Source organism: Pseudomonas sp. T1.Ur (genome assembly GCF_023516725.1).
GTDB lineage: Bacteria > Pseudomonadota > Gammaproteobacteria > Pseudomonadales > Pseudomonadaceae > Aquipseudomonas > Aquipseudomonas alvandae.
Genome location: NZ_JAMGSN010000001.1, coordinates 1,051,408 through 1,069,041 on the forward strand (window position 1 = coordinate 1,051,408; position 17,634 = coordinate 1,069,041).

The window sequence follows — 17,634 nt, forward strand, 5'->3', positions numbered from 1 at the left end:
CGCGTGAGCGCAATCGCGATCATTCCCGCCCGTGGCGGCAGCAAGCGTATTCCTCGCAAGAACCTGAAGCCGTTCGATGGCGTGCCGATGATTGCCCGCTCGATTCGCACAGCGTTGGACTCGGGTCTGTTCAACGAGGTGATCGTCAGTACCGATGACGAAGAAATTGCCCAACTGGCGCAAGCTCACGGTGCGCAAGTGCCATTCTTGCGACCGGCCGCGTTGGCGGATGATTTTACCGGGACGGCGGCTGTGATGGTTCACGCCCTGGGTGAGCTACGTGAGCACTCATTCGATTTTGCCTGCTGCATCTATGCCACGGCACCCCTGCTGCAAGCGCGGTTTCTGCGTGAGGGTTTTGACGTGCTGCGCGGGCATCCAGACAAGTCATTCGCATTTTCCGTGAGCAGTTTCGGTTTTCCCGTACAGCGTGCCTTGACGCTGGACGAGCAGGGCGCGTTGACGCCGCTGTATCCGCAGTTTCGCGACACCCGCTCCCAGGACCTGGCCGAAGCCTTTCAGGATGCCGGCCAATTCTACTGGGGGCGCCGGGATGCCTGGTTGCGAGGCGATGTGCTGTTTTCGTCGAAAAGCCTGCCGGTGGTGCTCCCTCGTCATTTGGTGCAAGACATCGATACCGCCGAAGATTGGAAGCGCGCCGAGTACCTCTATGCAGCGTTGAAAGCGGGCGGTGAATTGCAATGAAGGTGCTGATCCGCGCCGACGCTTCGCCAACCATCGGCAGCGGGCACATCGCCCGTTGCCTGACCCTGGCGCGGGAATTGCGCAGGCAGGGCGCGCACGTCGCATTTGCCTGTCGCTTGCTCGCCGGGCATCGTCTGCAGGCTCTGGAGGCCGAAGGTTTCGAGACGCTCTCCCTGCCGGACTCATATCCCGGGGAAGATCCGCAACAGGCCATCGAATCGTTGCTCCCCTGGCAAGCGGATATCGAAGCGTTGGAACACGTGTTGGCCGATCGGCCCGGGTTCGACTGGATCATCGTTGACCACTATGGCCTGGACCATCATTGGCAGACGGCTGCCCGGCGCTTCGCGCCAAGGATCATGGCGGTGGATGACCTGGCGACGCGGACTTACAGCGTCGACCTGTTGCTCAATCAGAATCTGTCGGGCACTCAAGCGGTGTACGAAGGATTGCTGCCCGAGCATTGCCGGACGCTGCTGGGACCGCGTTACGCGTTGTTGCGCGAGGAGTTCCGCTGTGAGGCAATTGAGATAAAGCCTAAGGTCAAGCGCGTGATCGTCAACTTTGGCGGGTTTGATGCGGCTATGCAGACCCATCACGCGATGCTGGCACTGGCGGATTATCCAGGGCTGGAAGTGGATTTTGTGGCGGGCGCGGACAATCCGGCCTGGGCTCGAATGCAACGGATGGCGGCGAGTCGGCCTCATTGGCGATTGCACAGTTTTGTTGGTCAGTTTCATCAGCTCATGCTGGAGGCCGATCTGTTCATCGGGGCCGGGGGCGGAACCAGTTGGGAGCGGGCCGCCATGGGCTTGCCCACGATCTGTATCGCGGTATCGAACAATCAACGGGCCAACGGCGACGTCATGGCGACGTTCGGTGCTCATGTCTACCTCGGGCCCAGAGAGACTGTCACCGTCGAACAGTTGCGTCAGGCCATCGGGTTCGTCGTGGATAACCAGTGCTTGCGTCAGAGCCTGGCGGAGCACTCCCGGCGATTGGTCGACCGCTTGGGCGCCTCACGCGTCGCCGTCGCGCTGGCCGGCGCCTTGTTGCGGGTTCGTCCGGCCACGCAAGCCGACGCCCGGTTGCTTTTCGAGGGACGTAATGCCGAGGCCGTGCGCCGCGTATCGCTGGATCATTCGGTTGTCGACTGGGATCGTCATTGCCAATGGCTGCAAGCCAGTCTGGTCAATTCACAGCGTTTATTGTTAGTTGGCGAGGCGGCCGATGGACCCGTCGGCGTCTTGCGTTACGACTTGCAAGACAGTGAAGCCCTCGTATCGATTTATCTGTTCGAGAACCGCCTGGGGTTGGGGTGGGGCAGGGCATTGCTGGCCCGTGGCGAGGCGTTTGCTACCGCCCATTGGCCACAACTGCGCAGCTTTACCGCTCAGATCCTGCCAGCTAACCAAGCGTCTCTGGCGTTGTTCCGCCAGGCAGGTTTCAGTCAGGGCACATGCGTGTTTACCCGCGTATTGAAGGATGAAATTGATGAGTAGTTTCAAGATCGGTCAGCGCAGCATCGGGGCTGACGCACCGCCTTTCATCATTGCCGAAATGAGCGGCAACCATAACCAATCCCTGGAGGTGGCTTTGCAGATCGTCGAAGCCGCCGCCCGGGCCGGCGCTCACGCCTTGAAGCTGCAGACCTATACCGCCGATACCATGACGCTGGATCTGAGCGAAGGGGAGTTCTTCATCAAGGATCCCGGCAGCCTTTGGGCTGGAACATCCCTCTACGATCTGTACGAAAAAGCCCATACGCCGTGGGAATGGCACGCTCCGATTTTCGCCCGGGCCAAGGCGCTGGGCATGCTCGCCTTCTCGACGCCGTTTGACGAAACGGCTGTGGATTTCCTCGAAAGCCTGGATGTGCCCGCCTACAAGATCGCCAGTTTTGAAAACACCGACTTGCCGCTGATTCGCCGGGTCGCGGCAACCGGCAAGCCGTTGATTATCTCCACCGGCATGGCCAGCATCGCCGAACTTGACGAAACCGTGCGCACCGCCCGGGAGGCCGGTTGCAAGGACCTGGTGTTGCTCAAGTGCACCAGCACCTATCCGGCGACACCGGCCAACAGCAACGTGCGCACCATTCCCCATCTGCGGGAACTGTTCGGTTGCGAGGTGGGATTGTCGGACCATTCCATGGGCGTCGGCGTGTCCGTGGCTGCGGTGGCGCTAGGGGCCACCGTCGTTGAAAAGCACTTCACCCTTGACCGTGCCGCAGGTGGTGTGGACGCCAGTTTTTCCCTGGAGCCAGCGGAGCTGGCGGCCCTGGTGATCGAAACCGAGCGTGCGTGGCAGGCCATGGGGCAGGTGCGTTATGGCGTAACCGAGGCTGAGCAGAAATCCCTGATCTATCGTCGTTCACTGTATGCAACGCAGGACATCGCCCCCGGCGAAGCGTTTACATCGCAGAACGTACGGGCCATCCGACCAGGCCTTGGGCTGGCACCGAAACACCTGGATTCCTTGCTGGGACGTCGCGCTCGGCAGACTATCAAGCGCGGCACGCCGCTGTGCTGGGCATTAGTGGAATAGCTTTTGATCGGGCTTATTCGGCAATTTAGCGTGACCTGCGAGTCATAACGCGCATCTTCACTGTATTGTATTGACCGGGAAGATGGCGCCTGGCCCTTATCAGGACCAGTGATAGCCCTTTACACTTCCCGATTGTCGGCGCCCCTCGATTCCTTGCGAGCGGTGGTATTGGGCTGTTTTTGATTGGGAAGCCGTAATGATTGGCATAAAAAGCATTGCGAGCTACGTTCCTGTAGCCGGCGTGGACAATTACGCACAAGGTGCAAAATTCGAAAAGGATGAAGAATTCATCCTCGGCAAGATCGGTTCCGCCTTCTTGCCACGCAAGGATGACGGCCAGGAAACCTCGGATCTGTGCGTCGAAGCGGCCAATGCGCTGTTTGCCAGCAATCCCGATCTGAAGCGCGAATCCATTGATGTGCTGATCGTCGTCACCCAGAACGGCGATGAAGAAGGCTTGCCCCACACTGCGGCCATTGTCCAGGACAAGCTTGGCCTGCCCACCAGCGTAGCGGCGTTCGATATTTCCCTGGGCTGCTCGGGTTATGTCTACGGCATCTACGCCATCAAGGGCTTCATGGAAGCCGCCGGGCTGAAGAACGGCCTGTTGGTGACCGCCGACCCGTACTCGAAGATCGTCGACCCCGAAGACCGCAACACCACGATGCTGTTCGGCGACGCCGCCACCGCTACATGGATGGGCGAGGATGCGCCGTGGCAACTGGGCAAGGCCAAGTTTGGCACGGACGGTTCCGGTGCGCCGCACCTGAAGGTCAGTGATGGCGTGTTCTTCATGAACGGGCGCCAGGTGTTCAACTTCGCGTTGCTCAAGGTGCCGGCTCATTTGCATGAGCTGTTGGCCGATTCCGATCTGCAACCCAGTGACATCGATGCGTTCTGCATTCACCAGGGCAGCGCGGCGATCGTTGATGCCGTGGCGCGGCGTTTCGAAGGCGAGCCGGAGAAGTTCATCAAGGACATGGTCGAGACCGGCAACACTGTGTCGTCGAGCATTCCGTTGCTGCTGGAGAAGCATGTGCTCGATTCCGACTGGAAGCGCGTGGCATTGAGTGGTTTCGGTGTAGGTCTGTCCTGGGGCTCGGCGATCATCTATCGCCCGTGAGCCGATAAAACCCGGGCACAAAAATAGCGTCCAAGGTGTAACCTTGAACGCTATTTTTTTGCCTGATGCAAAAGCGAGACGCCATGAGCGAGTACTTTGAGCGCAACCTCCAGGTGATCCAGCAGCGTTGGCCGGCCTTGGCCGAGCGTCTGCTGCTGGAGGACGTGGGTGGGTTGCAGGCGGATCTGGTCGAGGGGCTTGGATCGACCTTGAGCATCAACGGCATTCAGTTGACCAGTCGCCATGACCGACTCGCCGAGGCTGACTTGCAAGCCGCCAGCTTGCCGCCGGAGGCTGCCATTGTGCATGTCTATGGCACGGGGCTGGGGGATCTGCAGAGTCGCTTGCTGGAGCGGACCGGGCTTGAACGGTTGTCTGTGCATATCCTCAACGGTTCGGTGTTTGCGATGGTCCTGCAACTGCTGGATCAATCGCCCTGGCTTGCCGATCCGAGAGTGGCGTTGCTCTACGCCGGTGATCTGGCGGAAATCCAATTGCCATTTTTCGCACTCCCCGCCGAGTTGGTGCTGGCCGATGATTACAACGCCAAGATTCGTGACCGATTGATCAGTGAGATTCATCTGGACTTCACCAACCAAGCGTTCGATCCCCAGTCCCCTGAGATTGTCGAGCGCTTGCAATCGACGTTCAGTCTTGTGCAGGAAGATCGTGACGTTGCCGAGTTGTTCGGCAACTTGAAGGGGGGCGAGGCGTTTATCATTGCCACCGGTCCCAGTCTTGAGCGGCATTTCGAGAAATTGCATCACCTGAGCAAGCAAGCCGAGCGACCCTTGTTGATTTGTGTCGATACGGCCTACCGACCGTTGATCGACCATGGCATTGCCCCGGATATCGTGGTCAGCATCGACCAGCGCATCTCGGCGCGTCATCTTCCGCCTGAAAGCACCGACAACATTGCGTTGGTCTATCTGCCAATGGCCGATCCTTCGGTAATCCGAGCATGGCGGGGCGCGCGCTACGCTGGGTATTCATCAAGTCCTGTCTATCGGGTGATGCGCGAGCAACTGCGCCGGGCCGAACTCCATGTAGGCGGCAGCGTGATTCACCCGGCCGTCGACCTGGCGGTGAAAATGGGCGCTGCGCAGGTCACGCTTTTCGGCGCCGATTTTGCCTTTCCCCATGACAAGACTCATGCAGGTTGGGGCGATGGTGACCTGGGGCCGCAACTGGGGGCGTCCAGGCATTGGGTGCTTGACGGGTATGGTCGGCGAGTCAAGACCCAGCTCAACTTCCGCAGCTATCTTTGCGAGCTGGAGCGTTTTATCGCCGGCCACCCCCAGGTGCGTTTCTTTAACAGCAGTCGGGACGGGGCGATGATTGTCGGCACCGATTTCCACCCGGAGTATGTGCAATGACCGAGCTTGAAAAGGTGAACGATGACGCCCGCGAGTGCGCACGCTTGTTTCGCCTTGGGCGGGACGTTGAGGCGGGGTTGGCGATGGTCACGCTGATCGAGTCGGCGCAGCCCCTGGTCGAACGGATGCCAGGCGAGGTCTCTTCGTCGTGGAGCGCGCTGCTTGCCCTGATGCTTGATGATCAACAGGCGCAGAACTGGATTTCGCTTGCTGATTATCTCGAGTATGAGTGGGTCCAACTGCTGACCGCTGGTCAGTCCATCTAGCTTTTTTTCTCAGCTTCACTGCTGTCATGCGCTTCCAGCGACGTCAGCGGCGTTTCCCTGACGCCATTTTTTCAACCTTTAATCGCAGCCAAGTCCTTGATTTACGAGGGGTGGCACCCTGATGGCAAAATTTTTGAAAAATCCGCTAAAGCAAGTTCCGAATACGACGATAACTATTACGAAGGTTCTCTAGGCCACACCCGGCGGTTGCCAGGGCCGGAAGCCGCAGTACCCAACCAACGAGGAATTCGTCATGGCTTTAACAGTAAACACTAACGTCACATCGTTGAACGTTCAGAAGAACCTGAACAAGGCTTCCGATGCTCTGTCCACTTCGATGACCCGCCTGTCGTCCGGCCTGAAAATCAACAGCGCCAAAGACGACGCCGCCGGCCTGCAGATCTCCACTCGTATGACTTCGCAAATCCGCGGTCAGACTGTTGCGATCAAGAACGCCAACGACGGTATCTCCATCGCTCAGACCGCTGAAGGCGCTCTGCAGGAATCCACCAACATTCTGCAGCGTATGCGTGAACTGGCCGTACAGGCACGAAACGACAACAACGGTACAGCTGACCGTGATGCTCTGAACAAAGAATTTGCTCAGATGTCCGACGAGCTGACTCGTATCGCTGATTCGACCAACCTCAACGGCAAGAACCTGATCGACGGTTCCGCTGGCACCATGACCTTCCAGGTCGGTTCCAACACTGGTGCTACCAACCAGATCACTCTGACCCTGAGCGACAGCTTCGACGCTGCTACCCTGAGCGTTGACTCTGGTGCCATCGCGATCAGTGCTGCGGACAGCGCCGAAGCTGAAACCAACACCTCTGCTGCAATCGACGCGATCGACGCTGCTCTGGCGACCATCAACGCCAGCCGTGCGGACCTCGGTGCTGCCCAGAACCGTCTGACCAGCACCATCTCCAACCTGCAGAACATCAACGAAAACGCCGCTGCTGCACTGGGTCGCGTACAAGACACCGACTTCGCTGCTGAAACTGCCCAGCTGACCAAGCAGCAGACTCTGCAACAGGCTTCCACCTCGGTTCTGGCCCAGGCCAACCAACTGCCATCCGCTGTACTGAAGCTGCTTCAGTAATAGCCGGATGAGTTTTAGCGGGGGAGTGCGCTTGCGTGCTCTCTCGCTTTTTCCGTTCAAGAGGTGATGGACATGGATATGAGCGTGAAGCTGAACTTGTCTTATCCGGCGGCGAAACCGGCGCCCAGTGTGGCCGATAAGCCCGTGGAGAAGCCTCGGGCCGAGGTTGCTGTGGTAGCCCCGGTCAAGGAAGTCCCCAAGGATGCCGCTGCCGAGCAGGACAAACTGAAGAAAGCCGTCCAGGAAATCGAGAAGTTCGTCCAGTCGGTCAAGCGTAACCTGGAGTTCTCTATCGATGAGCCTTCAGGCAAAGTAGTGGTCAAAGTGATCGCCAGTGGTTCCGGTGAAGTGATTCGCCAGATCCCGAACGAAGAAGTTCTGAAACTGGCCAACAGTTTGAATGATGCAAACAGCTTGTTGTTCAGCGCAGAAGCCTGACAACCGGCACGAATTCTGTTGTTATGTTCTTTTGGGCGTTGTAAAGGTCAAAAGGCCGGCGACACACTGAAGGGAGTCCCACATGGCAAGTCCAATTCTACCTGGCTTGGGTTTAGGCTCTGGCCTTGATACCACTGCTATCGTCAAGGCACTGGTTGATTCTGACAAAGCGGCCAAGCAAGGTCAGATCGACCGCGCCACCAAGACCAACACCGCCAATATTTCAGGGATCGGTACCCTGAAGTCGCTGCTGGCTACCTTTCAGTCCGCACTTGAAAGCCTGGGCAGCACGACCTCGCCTCAATTCACCGGGGTTGCTGCCACTTCGGCCAACACCAGCGCCTTGACAGTAGTGGCCAGCAACTCGGCGGTCAGCGGTACTTACTCGGTAAACGTCACTCAGTTGGCGACGTCATCAAAAGTCGCTACCGCCGCGTTCGCGGGTGGTCCTTCCAGTGTCGTAGGGGCGGGCACGCTGACGATCAGCCAGAGCGGCAAGGATTACACGATTGATGTTCCGGCGGACGGGACGCTGCAGTCGGTTCGCGATGCGATAAACAGCAAGTATTCCTCCAGCGGCCTGACCGCCAACATCGTCACCGACAACTTTGGTTCCCGCCTGGTAGTGGGTTCGACAAAGACCGGTGCCGGCAGCGATATTTCGCTCAGCGGTATTGCCAGTCTTGCTGCCGACGGATCTACGTTGATGGGGACGCCCAGTGCAACCTCTTCGGGCTCGATCGGCCTGGCCAAGGATGCAATCTTTACGGTTGATGGACTGTCGATGACCAGCCCAACCAACAAGCTGGATAATGTTATTTCGGGCTTGAACATGACATTGCTCGTCGCCGGCTCCGGACCGACGACGGTCACCGTCGCCACTAACGCCGACGGCTTGAAGGCTTCGATCCAAAAATTTGTCGATGCTTATAACGCTATTGCCAAGGCGGTCACATCGTTGACCAAACCGTCGACGGATGCTGATGGTAATTCAGTCCCTGCCGCGTTAACGGGCGACTCTTTGCCGCGTTCGCTCCTGGCGGCCATTCGTGCTCCGTTGTCTGAGGCGGGGGCGGGCGATAAGTTGACCGTGTTGTCACAGTTGGGCATCACGACCAACCAGACGACCGGTGCCCTGGACTTCAACAGCGTGAAGTTTACGGAAGCCCTGAACACCAAACAGTTGGGTGGCGAGGTCCAGACTCTGTTCACCGGCGAGAACGGTTTGATCGAACGCATGCAGAATGCACTCAAACCCTACACGGAAAAAAAGACAGGGCCTGATGGGAAAACGGTAATCGATAGCATCTTGACGACGAGATCGAAGAATCTCGACATCATCAAGGCGAAATTGAGCGCTGACCAGCTGGCGCTGGACCGTCGGGTCGAGACGCTGACGGCGGTATTGACTAAGAAGTATAACGACATGGACACTCTGGTCGGTAAGCTGAAGGCCACTGCCAGCAATATCACTTCCATGTTCGAAGCGATGACGGCCCAGCAGAAAAACAGCTGATTCCGATTGATGCAAAAAAGCCCGGCAGCGTCTCGCGACGTTCCGGGCTTTCGGCTTTTTCGGTCTAAAGTTTTTTGACGCAGCGTCGATACGCTGTTTATACGAACCGAAGTTTTTGATGAGGTAGAACATGAATCCGATGTTAGCCCTTCGCCAATACCAGAAGATTGGCGCCCAGGCGCAAACCTCCGAAGCAAGTCCCCATCGTCTGGTGCAGATGCTCATGGAAGGTGGATTGGACCGTATCGCCCAGGCCAAGGGCGCTATGGAACGCAAGGATATCGCCAACAAAGGCGTACTGATCAGCAAGGCCATCGGTATCGTGGGTGGCCTGCGTGAAGGCCTGGACCTGGAAAACCAGGCCGAGTCGGTAGCCGAGTTGGATGCGCTCTACACCTACATGATGAAACGCCTGGCCGAAGCCAACGCCAAGACTGACCCGAAGATCCTCGACGAAGTCGCTGATCTGCTGCGCACGGTCAAGGAAGGCTGGGACGGCATCGCGCCAGCTGGCCCGCAATTCTGAGGAATATGCTCATGAGTCTTGTCTTGCAGCGAATTGAACAAACCCGCGATGCCTTGGTTGGCGCCTTGGCTGAACGCAATTGGGAGGCCATCGGTCAATTGGACCTGGCGTGCCGTTCCTGCATGGAAGACGTCTTGAGCGAGTCCGAGGTGGACGAGGCGGCGTTGCGTAACAACCTGGAGGAGTTGCTGGGGGTATACCGGCAGTTGCTGGAGGCGGCGACGGGAGAGCGTCAGGCAATCGTCGATGAAATGTCGCAGATTCATCAGGCACAGAACGCGGCGAAGGTTTATCACTTGTTCGGATGATTTAATTTTCATTTAATCCGAACAAAGTGCGCCATAAATTTGACTGTGCACGATTTTTTGACTTAACTAGTGGCTGTTTACAGATTTCAGGCGTCTACAGGCATGACAAGTCTGCAAGCGTCTAGCTTGCCCCCAAATTCGGGCACTGAGTTGACTAGGGAAGTTGCTATTGCATGTGGCGTGAAACCAAAATTCTCCTGATCGATGACGATAGCGTCCGCCGCCGTGACCTGGCGGTGATTCTGAATTTTCTTGGCGAAGAAAATTTGCCCTGCGGCAGCCATGACTGGCAGCAGGCTGTCGGCTCTTTGTCGTCCAGCCGTGAAGTCATTTGTGTCCTTATCGGGACCGTAAATGCTCCCGCATCGCTTTTGGGCTTGCTAAAGACACTCTCAACCTGGGATGAGTTCCTTCCAGTTTTGTTAATGGGCGAAAATTCTTCCCTTGACTTGCCTGAGGACCAGCGTCGCCGGGTACTTTCCACCTTGGAAATGCCACCGAGCTACAGCAAATTGCTCGATTCGCTGCACCGTGCCCAGGTTTATCGCGAGATGTACGACCAGGCCCGTGAGCGCGGTCGGCATCGCGAACCCAATCTTTTCCGCAGCCTTGTCGGCACCAGCCGTGCGATCCAGCACGTGCGCCAGATGATGCAGCAGGTGGCCGACACCGACGCCAGCGTGCTGATCCTGGGCGAGTCCGGTACCGGCAAGGAAGTGGTCGCGCGCAACCTGCATTACCATTCCAAGCGCCGCGAAGCGCCGTTCGTGCCGGTCAACTGCGGGGCGATTCCTGCCGAGCTGCTGGAAAGCGAACTGTTTGGCCATGAGAAGGGCGCGTTTACCGGTGCAATCACCAGCCGCGCCGGGCGTTTCGAACTGGCCAATGGCGGTACGCTGTTCCTCGATGAGATCGGCGACATGCCGCTGCCGATGCAGGTCAAGCTGCTGCGGGTGCTGCAAGAACGCACGTTCGAGCGTGTGGGCAGCAACAAGACCCAGAGCGTCGACGTGCGGATCATCGCCGCGACCCACAAGAATCTCGAGAGCATGATCGAGGTCGGCAGTTTCCGCGAAGACCTCTATTACCGCCTCAACGTGTTCCCAATCGAAATGGCGCCGCTGCGTGAGCGGGTCGAAGACATCCCGCTGCTGATGAACGAATTGATCTCGCGCATGGAGCATGAGAAGCGCGGTTCGATCCGCTTCAACTCGGCGGCGATCATGTCCCTCTGCCGCCATGGCTGGCCGGGCAACGTCCGCGAGCTGGCGAACCTGGTGGAGCGCATGGCGATCATGCACCCCTACGGTGTGATCGGCGTCGCTGAGCTGCCGAAGAAATTCCGCTACGTCGATGACGAAGACGAGCAAATGGTCGACAGCCTGCGCAGCGACCTGGAAGAGCGCGTGGCGATCAACGGCCATACGCCGGATTTCACCAGCAATGCCTTGTTGCCGCCGGAAGGCCTGGACCTCAAGGACTACTTGGGCGGCCTGGAACAAGGCCTCATCCAGCAGGCCTTGGACGATGCCAACGGCATCGTGGCCCGCGCGGCGGAACGCCTGCGTATCCGCCGTACGACCCTGGTGGAAAAGATGCGCAAGTACGGCATGAGCCGGCGCGAAGGAGACGAACAGGCGGATGATTGACGCCTGTTTTATAACCGCCTGATTTTCAGGCGGTTTTTTTTCGGCACGGGTATTGCTACAGCCCTCGCAACGTTCCGTTTAACTGACGGTCAGCCAAGCGAGAGAGCACGATGACCCAAGCCGCCCTGATGTCGCCTGTCCCCGAGCCGGGACACATGCCGTCCGCCGAACAGGCTAGCCGGCTTGGACTTGAACAGGCGTTTTCGCTGTTTAACCAGATGTCCAGCCAGTTGACCGATTCCTACAGCCTGCTTGAAGCCCGGGTGACCGAGCTCAAGGGTGAGCTGGCGGTGGTCAGTGCCCAGCGCATGCAGGAGCTGGCGGAAAAAGAACGCCTGGCCAATCGGCTGCAAAACCTTCTTGACCTCTTGCCTGGCGGCGTCATTGTCATCGATGAACACGGTTTCGTGCGCGAAGCCAACCCGGCGGCGTGCGAGCTGCTCGGCCTGCCGTTGGAGGGCGAGCTTTGGCGGCACGTTATCGCCCGCTGTTTCGCTCCTCGCGAAGACGATGGCCACGAAATCTCCCTCAAGGACGGTCGGCGTCTCTCTATCTCGACCCGTTCGCTGGATGCCGAGCCTGGGCAGTTGGTGCTGCTCAATGACCTGACTGAAACCCGTCACCTGCAAGACCAGCTTGCCCGCCACGAGCGCCTGTCTTCCCTTGGACGGATGGTGGCGTCGCTGGCCCATCAGATCCGCACCCCACTGTCCGCCGCGTTGCTCTACGCCAGTCATCTGACGGAACAACAATTGCCCAGGGACACCCAGCAACGCTTTGCTGGCCGCTTGAAGGAGCGCCTGCATGAGCTGGAGCACCAGGTGCGCGACATGCTGGTGTTCGCTCGCGGCGAGTTGCCGTTGACCGACCGCGTAACGCCCAAGGCATTGCTGCAATCCTTGCAGGCTGCGGCGTTGACCCATGTGCAGGATCTGCCGATCCGCTGGCAGTGCGACAGCCATGTGGGCGAGGTCTTGTGCAACCGTGACACCTTGGTGGGCGCGGTGTTGAACCTGATTGAAAATGCGATCCAGGCCAGCGGCGGTGACGTTCGGTTGAAGGTGCATCTGTACACCCGTGGCAGCACGTTGCGCCTGTGTGTCAGCGACAGCGGCAGTGGCATCGATCCAATGGTGTTGACCCGCCTGGGCGAACCGTTTTTCACCACCAAGGCCACTGGGACAGGCTTGGGCCTGACCGTGGTCAAGGCCGTGGCGCGTGCCCATCAGGGAGAATTGCTGCTGCGCTCGCGGCAGGGGCGTGGCACTTGTGCGCTGATCGCCCTGCCGCTGTTTTCCAGTGCGCCAGGGGTGGAGTGAAGGCAATGGCGATCAAGGTTTTGCTGGTGGAGGACGATCGTGCGCTGCGCGAGGCGCTGACCGACACGCTGCTGTTGGCCGGGCATGATCATGCCGCCGTCGGTTCGGCGGAAGAGGCGCTGCTGGCTGTCGCCCGTGAGCCGTTCAGCCTGGTGGTCAGCGACGTCAACATGCCGGGCATGGACGGTCACCAGTTGCTCGGATTGCTGCGTGCGCGCCAGCCTCAATTGCCAGTCCTGTTGATGACCGCCCACGGTGCGGTCGAGCGTGCGGTGGATGCCATGCGCCAAGGGGCGGCGGATTACCTGGTCAAGCCGTTCGAGCCCAAGGCGCTGCTTGACCTGGTGGCGCGTCATGCCCTGGGAAGCCCGGCAGTCGAGGGTGAAGGGCCGGTGGCCATCGAGCCGGCCAGTGCTCAGTTGCTGGACTTGGCCGCGCGGGTGGCGCGCAGTGACTCAACCGTGTTGATTTCCGGCGAGTCGGGTACGGGCAAGGAAGTGTTGGCCCGCTATATCCATCAGCAATCCCGTCGCGCCAATGAACCGTTCATTGCCATCAATTGCGCGGCGATTCCCGACAACATGCTTGAGGCGACGTTGTTCGGGCACGAGAAGGGCTCGTTCACCGGCGCCATCGCGGCCCAGGCCGGCAAGTTCGAACAGGCGGATGGCGGCACCATCCTGCTCGATGAGATTTCAGAAATGCCCCTGGGCCTGCAGGCCAAGCTGTTGCGGGTGTTGCAGGAGCGTGAAGTTGAAAGGGTCGGCGCCCGCAAGCCCATCAGCCTGGACATCCGCGTGGTCGCGACCACCAACCGCGACCTGGCGGGCGAAGTGGCGGCGGGGCGTTTCCGCGAAGATTTGTATTATCGGCTATCGGTTTTTCCGCTGGCCTGGCGTCCGTTGCGCGAGCGCACCGCCGATATCCTGCCACTGGCGGAGCGCCTGCTGGCCAAGCACGTCAATAAAATGAAGCACGCGACGGCGCGGCTGTCCGCCGAAGCCCAGGCTTGCCTGATCGCTTATCCCTGGCCTGGCAATGTCCGTGAGCTGGATAACGCCATCCAGCGGGCCTTGATCCTGCAGCAGGGCGGCTTGATCCAGCCTGAGGATTTTTGCCTGGCCGGGCCGGTGGCTTGTGCGCCGTTGCCGGTCTTGCAGCCCGCGCCAGCGGTGGTTCCGCCGGTGGAAGCGATGGAGTCCGCAGGTGCGCTGGAGGACGATCTTCGTCGTCGCGAATTCCAAATGATCATCGACACCCTGCGCGCCGAGCGCGGTCGTCGCAAGGAGGCGGCCGAACGCCTCGGGATCAGTCCTCGCACCTTGCGCTACAAGCTGGCGCAGATGCGTGATGCGGGGATGGATGTGGAGGCCTACCTTTTCGCCAGTTGAATATTCGCCACCAATCCCTGTGGGAGCGAGCTTGCTCGCGATAGCGGTGGGTCAGTCAAGTTGATGTCGGATGTGGTGGCATCGCGAGCAAGCTCGCTTCCACAGTGGAGCGGTGCGCGCAATTGTTTCTGCCGGCCATCGAGCTGGCACCCTTGTTGCTAATACCTACGTACCCGCTGAGTAAGTGTCAAAAAAACGCGGGCCGCCAGAGAGAATAGACCATGAGCCAAGGTATTGAATTTAATCGATTGATGTTGGACATGCGGGCCATGCAAATGGACGCCATGGCCCAGCCGAAATCGGTCGCGGTCCCCCAGGTGGGTGGCAGCAGCTTTTCCGACATGCTCGGTCAGGCCGTCAATAAAGTGAACGATACCCAGCAGGCTTCGAACCAGTTGGCCAGTGCTTTTGAAATTGGCAAAAGTGGCGTCGACCTGACGGACGTAATGATCTCTTCGCAGAAAGCCAGTGTCTCGTTTCAGGCGTTGACCCAGGTACGCAACAAACTGGTTCAAGCCTACCAAGACATCATGCAGATGCCGGTCTAAGGAAACTATTGAGTCATGGCAGAAGCAGCCGTTGATAACGTTCCAGCCAAGGCCACTCCGGTAGACGGCAAACCGCCGTTGTTCGGTCTGTCTTTCCTGGAAAACCTCTCCGAGATGACCATGCTGCGTCAGGTTGGCCTGTTGGTCGGCCTGGCTGCCAGCGTGGCGATTGGTTTCGCCGTCGTGTTGTGGTCCCAGCAGCCAGACTACCGTCCGTTGTACGGTAGCCTGGAAGGCATGGATGCCAAGCAAGTCATGGAAACCCTGGCTTCTGCCGACATTCCCTACACCGTCGAACCCAACTCTGGCGCCTTGCTGGTCAAGGCCGACGACGTGGCGCGCGCGCGCCTCAAGCTCGCTGCCGCGGGCGTGACACCGACCGATGGCAACATCGGTTTCGAGATTCTCGACAAGGACCAGGGCCTGGGCACCAGCCAATTCATGGAAGCGACGCGTTATCGTCGCGGCCTGGAAGGCGAACTGGCGCGCACCATCTCCAGCCTCAACAACGTCAAGGGTGCCCGTGTGCACCTGGCGATCCCGAAAAGCTCGGTCTTCGTGCGCGATGAGCGCAAGCCGAGTGCGTCGGTCCTGGTTGAACTGTATTCCGGCCGCTCCCTGGAGCCAGGCCAGGTCCTGGCCATTATCAATCTGGTGGCGACCAGCGTTCCCGAGCTGAGCAAGTCGCAGATCACCGTGGTCGACCAGAAGGGCAACCTGCTCTCCGACCAGGCGGAAAATTCCGAACTGACCATGGCCGGCAAGCAATTCGACTACAGCCGCCGCATGGAAGGCATGCTGACCCAGCGTGTGCATAACATCCTGCAACCCGTCCTGGGCAATGGCCGCTACAAGGCCGAAGTCTCGGCGGATGTGGATTTCAGCGCGGTCGAATCGACTTCCGAGCAGTTCAACCCGGATCAGCCGGCGTTGCGCAGCGAGCAGTCGGTGAACGAACAGCGCACCGCCAGCAATGGCCCGCAAGGCGTGCCGGGTGCCCTGAGCAACCAGCCGCCATCGCCGGCCAGCGCGCCGCAAACCACCGGTGGCGCCACCGCCGCCGCAGGCATGGTGCAGCCAGGCCAGCCGCTGATCGATGCCAATGGCCAACAGATCATGGACCCGGCCACCGGCCAGCCGATGCTCGCGCCGTACCCGGCCGACAAGCGTCAACAATCCACCAAGAACTTCGAGCTCGACCGTTCCATCAGTCACACCAAGCAGCAACAGGGCCGTTTGAATCGCCTGTCGGTCGCCGTGGTGGTGGACGATCAGGTCAAGGTCAACCCGGCCAATGGCGAAACCAGCCGTGCGCCATGGACCGCTGACGAATTGGCGCGCTTCACTCGCCTGGTACAGGACGCGGTCGGTTTCGACGCCAGCCGTGGCGACAGCGTCAGCGTGATCAACGTGCCGTTCTCCCTGGAGCGCGGTGAAGAAATCGCCGACATTCCGTTTTATTCGCAACCCTGGTTCTGGGATGTGGTCAAGCAAGTATTGGGTGTGTTGTTCATCCTGATACTGGTGTTCGGTGTGTTGCGTCCGGTGCTCAACAACATCACCGGTGGCGGCAAGAACAAGCAGTTGGCAGGCTTGGGCGATGTAGAGCTGGGAGGCATGGGCGGCCTGGATGGCGAATTGGCCAACGATCGCGTCAGCCTCGGCGGGCCGCAGAGCATCCTGCTGCCAAGCCCGAGCGAAGGCTATGACGCTCAGTTGAACGCCATCAAGAGTCTGGTGGCAGAGGATCCGGGTCGTGTGGCCCAGGTCGTGAAAGAGTGGATTAACGCAGATGAGTGATAATCGAGCCGCTGTTGCCAAATTGTCCCGGGTCGACAAAGCCGCGATCTTGCTGCTGTCCCTGGGTTCGACCGACGCCGCCCAAGTGCTGCGGCACATGGGGCCCAAGGAGGTCCAGCGCGTCGGCGTGGCCATGGCCCAGATGGGCAACGTGCACCGCGAACAGGTCGAGCAGGTCATGAGCGAGTTCGTCGACATCGTCGGCGACCAGACCAGCCTGGGCGTCGGTTCCGACGACTACGTGCGCAAGATGCTCACCCAGGCCCTGGGCGAGGACAAGGCCAACGGCCTGATCGACCGGATCCTGCTCGGTGGCAACACCAGCGGCCTGGACAGCCTGAAGTGGATGGAGCCGCGTGCCGTTGCCGACGTGATCCGTTACGAGCACCCCCAGATCCAGGCGATCGTGGTGGCGTACCTCGACCCGGACCAGGCCGGCGAAGTGCTGGGCAACTTCGACCATAAGGTGCGCCTCGACATCATCCTGCGCGTGTCCTCGCTGAACACCGTACAGCCGGCCGCCCTGAAGGAATTGAACCAGATCCTCGAGAAGCAGTTCTCGGGCAACTCCAATGCTTCGCGCACCACCTTGGGCGGTATCAAGCGCGCGGCGGACATCATGAACTTCCTCGACAGTTCGATCGAAGGTCAATTGATGGACTCGATCCGCGAAGTCGACGAAGACCTGTCCGGTCAGATCGAAGACCTCATGTTCGTGTTCAACAACCTGGCCGATGTCGACGACCGCGGTATCCAGGCACTGTTGCGCGAAGTGTCCTCCGACGTTCTGGTGCTGGCCCTCAAGGGTTCGGACGAAGGCGTCAAGGAGAAAATCTTCAAGAACATGTCCAAACGGGCGGCCGAACTGTTGCGCGACGACCTCGAGGCCAAGGGCCCGGTGCGTGTCAGCGACGTGGAAACCGCACAGAAGGAAATCCTCACCATCGCCCGCCGTATGGCCGAAGCCGGAGAAATCGTGCTCGGTGGCAAGGGCGGCGAAGAGATGATCTAAGGTCG

General features: G+C 59.5%; 17 protein-coding genes. All 17 read left to right on the forward strand.

The window, feature by feature from the left end; translation table 11 throughout:
- The first annotated feature begins 3 nt into the window (after positions 1–3).
- The 17 genes from pseF to fliG all read left to right on the forward strand — a co-directional run bounded on the left by pseF (position 4) and on the right by fliG (position 17,629).
- A complete protein-coding gene (gene pseF / locus M8Q45_RS04890; protein ID WP_249873791.1) occupies positions 4–705 on the forward strand; it encodes a pseudaminic acid cytidylyltransferase in 702 nt (233 codons plus the stop codon).
- The gene (gene pseG, locus M8Q45_RS04895) at positions 702–2,207 is read left to right on the forward strand and encodes a UDP-2,4-diacetamido-2,4,6-trideoxy-beta-L-altropyranose hydrolase (RefSeq protein ID WP_249873792.1); all 1,506 of its coding nucleotides are present in this window, start codon (positions 702–704) and stop codon (positions 2,205–2,207) included. The genes pseF and pseG overlap by 4 nt, the downstream gene beginning before the upstream one ends.
- Positions 2,200–3,252 (forward strand): pseudaminic acid synthase, encoded by a 1,053-nt coding sequence (pseI, locus tag M8Q45_RS04900; protein WP_249873793.1) that lies wholly within the window; start codon positions 2,200–2,202, stop codon positions 3,250–3,252. The genes pseG and pseI overlap by 8 nt, the downstream gene beginning before the upstream one ends.
- Before the next feature lie 196 nt (positions 3,253–3,448).
- Complete coding sequence (locus tag M8Q45_RS04905) at positions 3,449–4,375, forward strand: ketoacyl-ACP synthase III (protein ID WP_030141096.1); 927 nt, start codon at positions 3,449–3,451, stop codon at positions 4,373–4,375.
- An 83-nt stretch (positions 4,376–4,458) separates the two neighbouring features.
- Complete coding sequence (locus tag M8Q45_RS04910) at positions 4,459–5,751, forward strand: motility associated factor glycosyltransferase family protein (protein ID WP_249873794.1); 1,293 nt, start codon at positions 4,459–4,461, stop codon at positions 5,749–5,751.
- Positions 5,748–6,017, forward strand: coding sequence for a hypothetical protein (locus M8Q45_RS04915; RefSeq protein ID WP_249873795.1), 270 nt, complete (start codon positions 5,748–5,750; stop codon positions 6,015–6,017). Before M8Q45_RS04910 ends, M8Q45_RS04915 begins: the two co-directional genes overlap by 4 nt.
- 253 nt (positions 6,018–6,270) lie before the next feature.
- Positions 6,271–7,122 (forward strand): flagellin domain-containing protein, encoded by an 852-nt coding sequence (locus M8Q45_RS04920; protein WP_079305252.1) that lies wholly within the window; start codon positions 6,271–6,273, stop codon positions 7,120–7,122.
- Positions 7,123–7,194: 72 nt separating this feature from the next.
- Positions 7,195–7,560: a flagellar protein FlaG gene (locus M8Q45_RS04925; protein ID WP_249873796.1), complete on the forward strand. Its 366-nt coding sequence runs from the start codon at positions 7,195–7,197 to the stop codon at positions 7,558–7,560.
- 82 nt (positions 7,561–7,642) lie between these two features.
- Positions 7,643–9,076 carry a flagellar filament capping protein FliD gene (gene fliD / locus M8Q45_RS04930; protein ID WP_249873797.1) on the forward strand — a complete coding sequence of 478 codons (1,434 nt, stop codon included), beginning with the start codon at positions 7,643–7,645 and terminating at the stop codon, positions 9,074–9,076.
- Positions 9,077–9,206: 130 nt separating this feature from the next.
- Positions 9,207–9,602 carry a flagellar export chaperone FliS gene (gene fliS, locus M8Q45_RS04935; RefSeq protein WP_030141090.1) on the forward strand — a complete coding sequence of 132 codons (396 nt, stop codon included), beginning with the start codon at positions 9,207–9,209 and terminating at the stop codon, positions 9,600–9,602.
- An 11-nt stretch (positions 9,603–9,613) separates the two neighbouring features.
- Complete coding sequence (fliT, locus tag M8Q45_RS04940) at positions 9,614–9,910, forward strand: flagellar protein FliT (RefSeq protein WP_123342177.1); 297 nt, start codon at positions 9,614–9,616, stop codon at positions 9,908–9,910.
- 173 nt (positions 9,911–10,083) lie between these two features.
- Positions 10,084–11,559 carry a sigma-54 dependent transcriptional regulator gene (locus tag M8Q45_RS04945; RefSeq protein WP_030141088.1) on the forward strand — a complete coding sequence of 492 codons (1,476 nt, stop codon included), beginning with the start codon at positions 10,084–10,086 and terminating at the stop codon, positions 11,557–11,559.
- A 110-nt stretch (positions 11,560–11,669) separates the two neighbouring features.
- Positions 11,670–12,878, forward strand: coding sequence for a sensor histidine kinase (locus tag M8Q45_RS04950; RefSeq protein WP_283939010.1), 1,209 nt, complete (start codon positions 11,670–11,672; stop codon positions 12,876–12,878).
- Positions 12,879–12,883: 5 nt separating this feature from the next.
- Positions 12,884–14,269: a sigma-54-dependent response regulator transcription factor FleR gene (gene fleR / locus M8Q45_RS04955; RefSeq protein WP_249873798.1), complete on the forward strand. Its 1,386-nt coding sequence runs from the start codon at positions 12,884–12,886 to the stop codon at positions 14,267–14,269.
- A gap of 221 nt (positions 14,270–14,490) precedes the next feature.
- Positions 14,491–14,817, forward strand: a complete 327-nt coding sequence (gene fliE / locus M8Q45_RS04960; protein WP_003199082.1) for a flagellar hook-basal body complex protein FliE — start codon at positions 14,491–14,493, stop codon at positions 14,815–14,817.
- Between the two features lie 15 nt (positions 14,818–14,832).
- Entirely contained in the window at positions 14,833–16,617 is a 1,785-nt protein-coding gene (gene fliF / locus M8Q45_RS04965; protein ID WP_249873799.1) for a flagellar basal-body MS-ring/collar protein FliF, read from the forward strand.
- Positions 16,610–17,629, forward strand: coding sequence for a flagellar motor switch protein FliG (gene fliG / locus M8Q45_RS04970; protein ID WP_007958288.1), 1,020 nt, complete (start codon positions 16,610–16,612; stop codon positions 17,627–17,629). The genes fliF and fliG overlap by 8 nt, the downstream gene beginning before the upstream one ends.
- Positions 17,630–17,634: the final 5 nt, after the last annotated feature.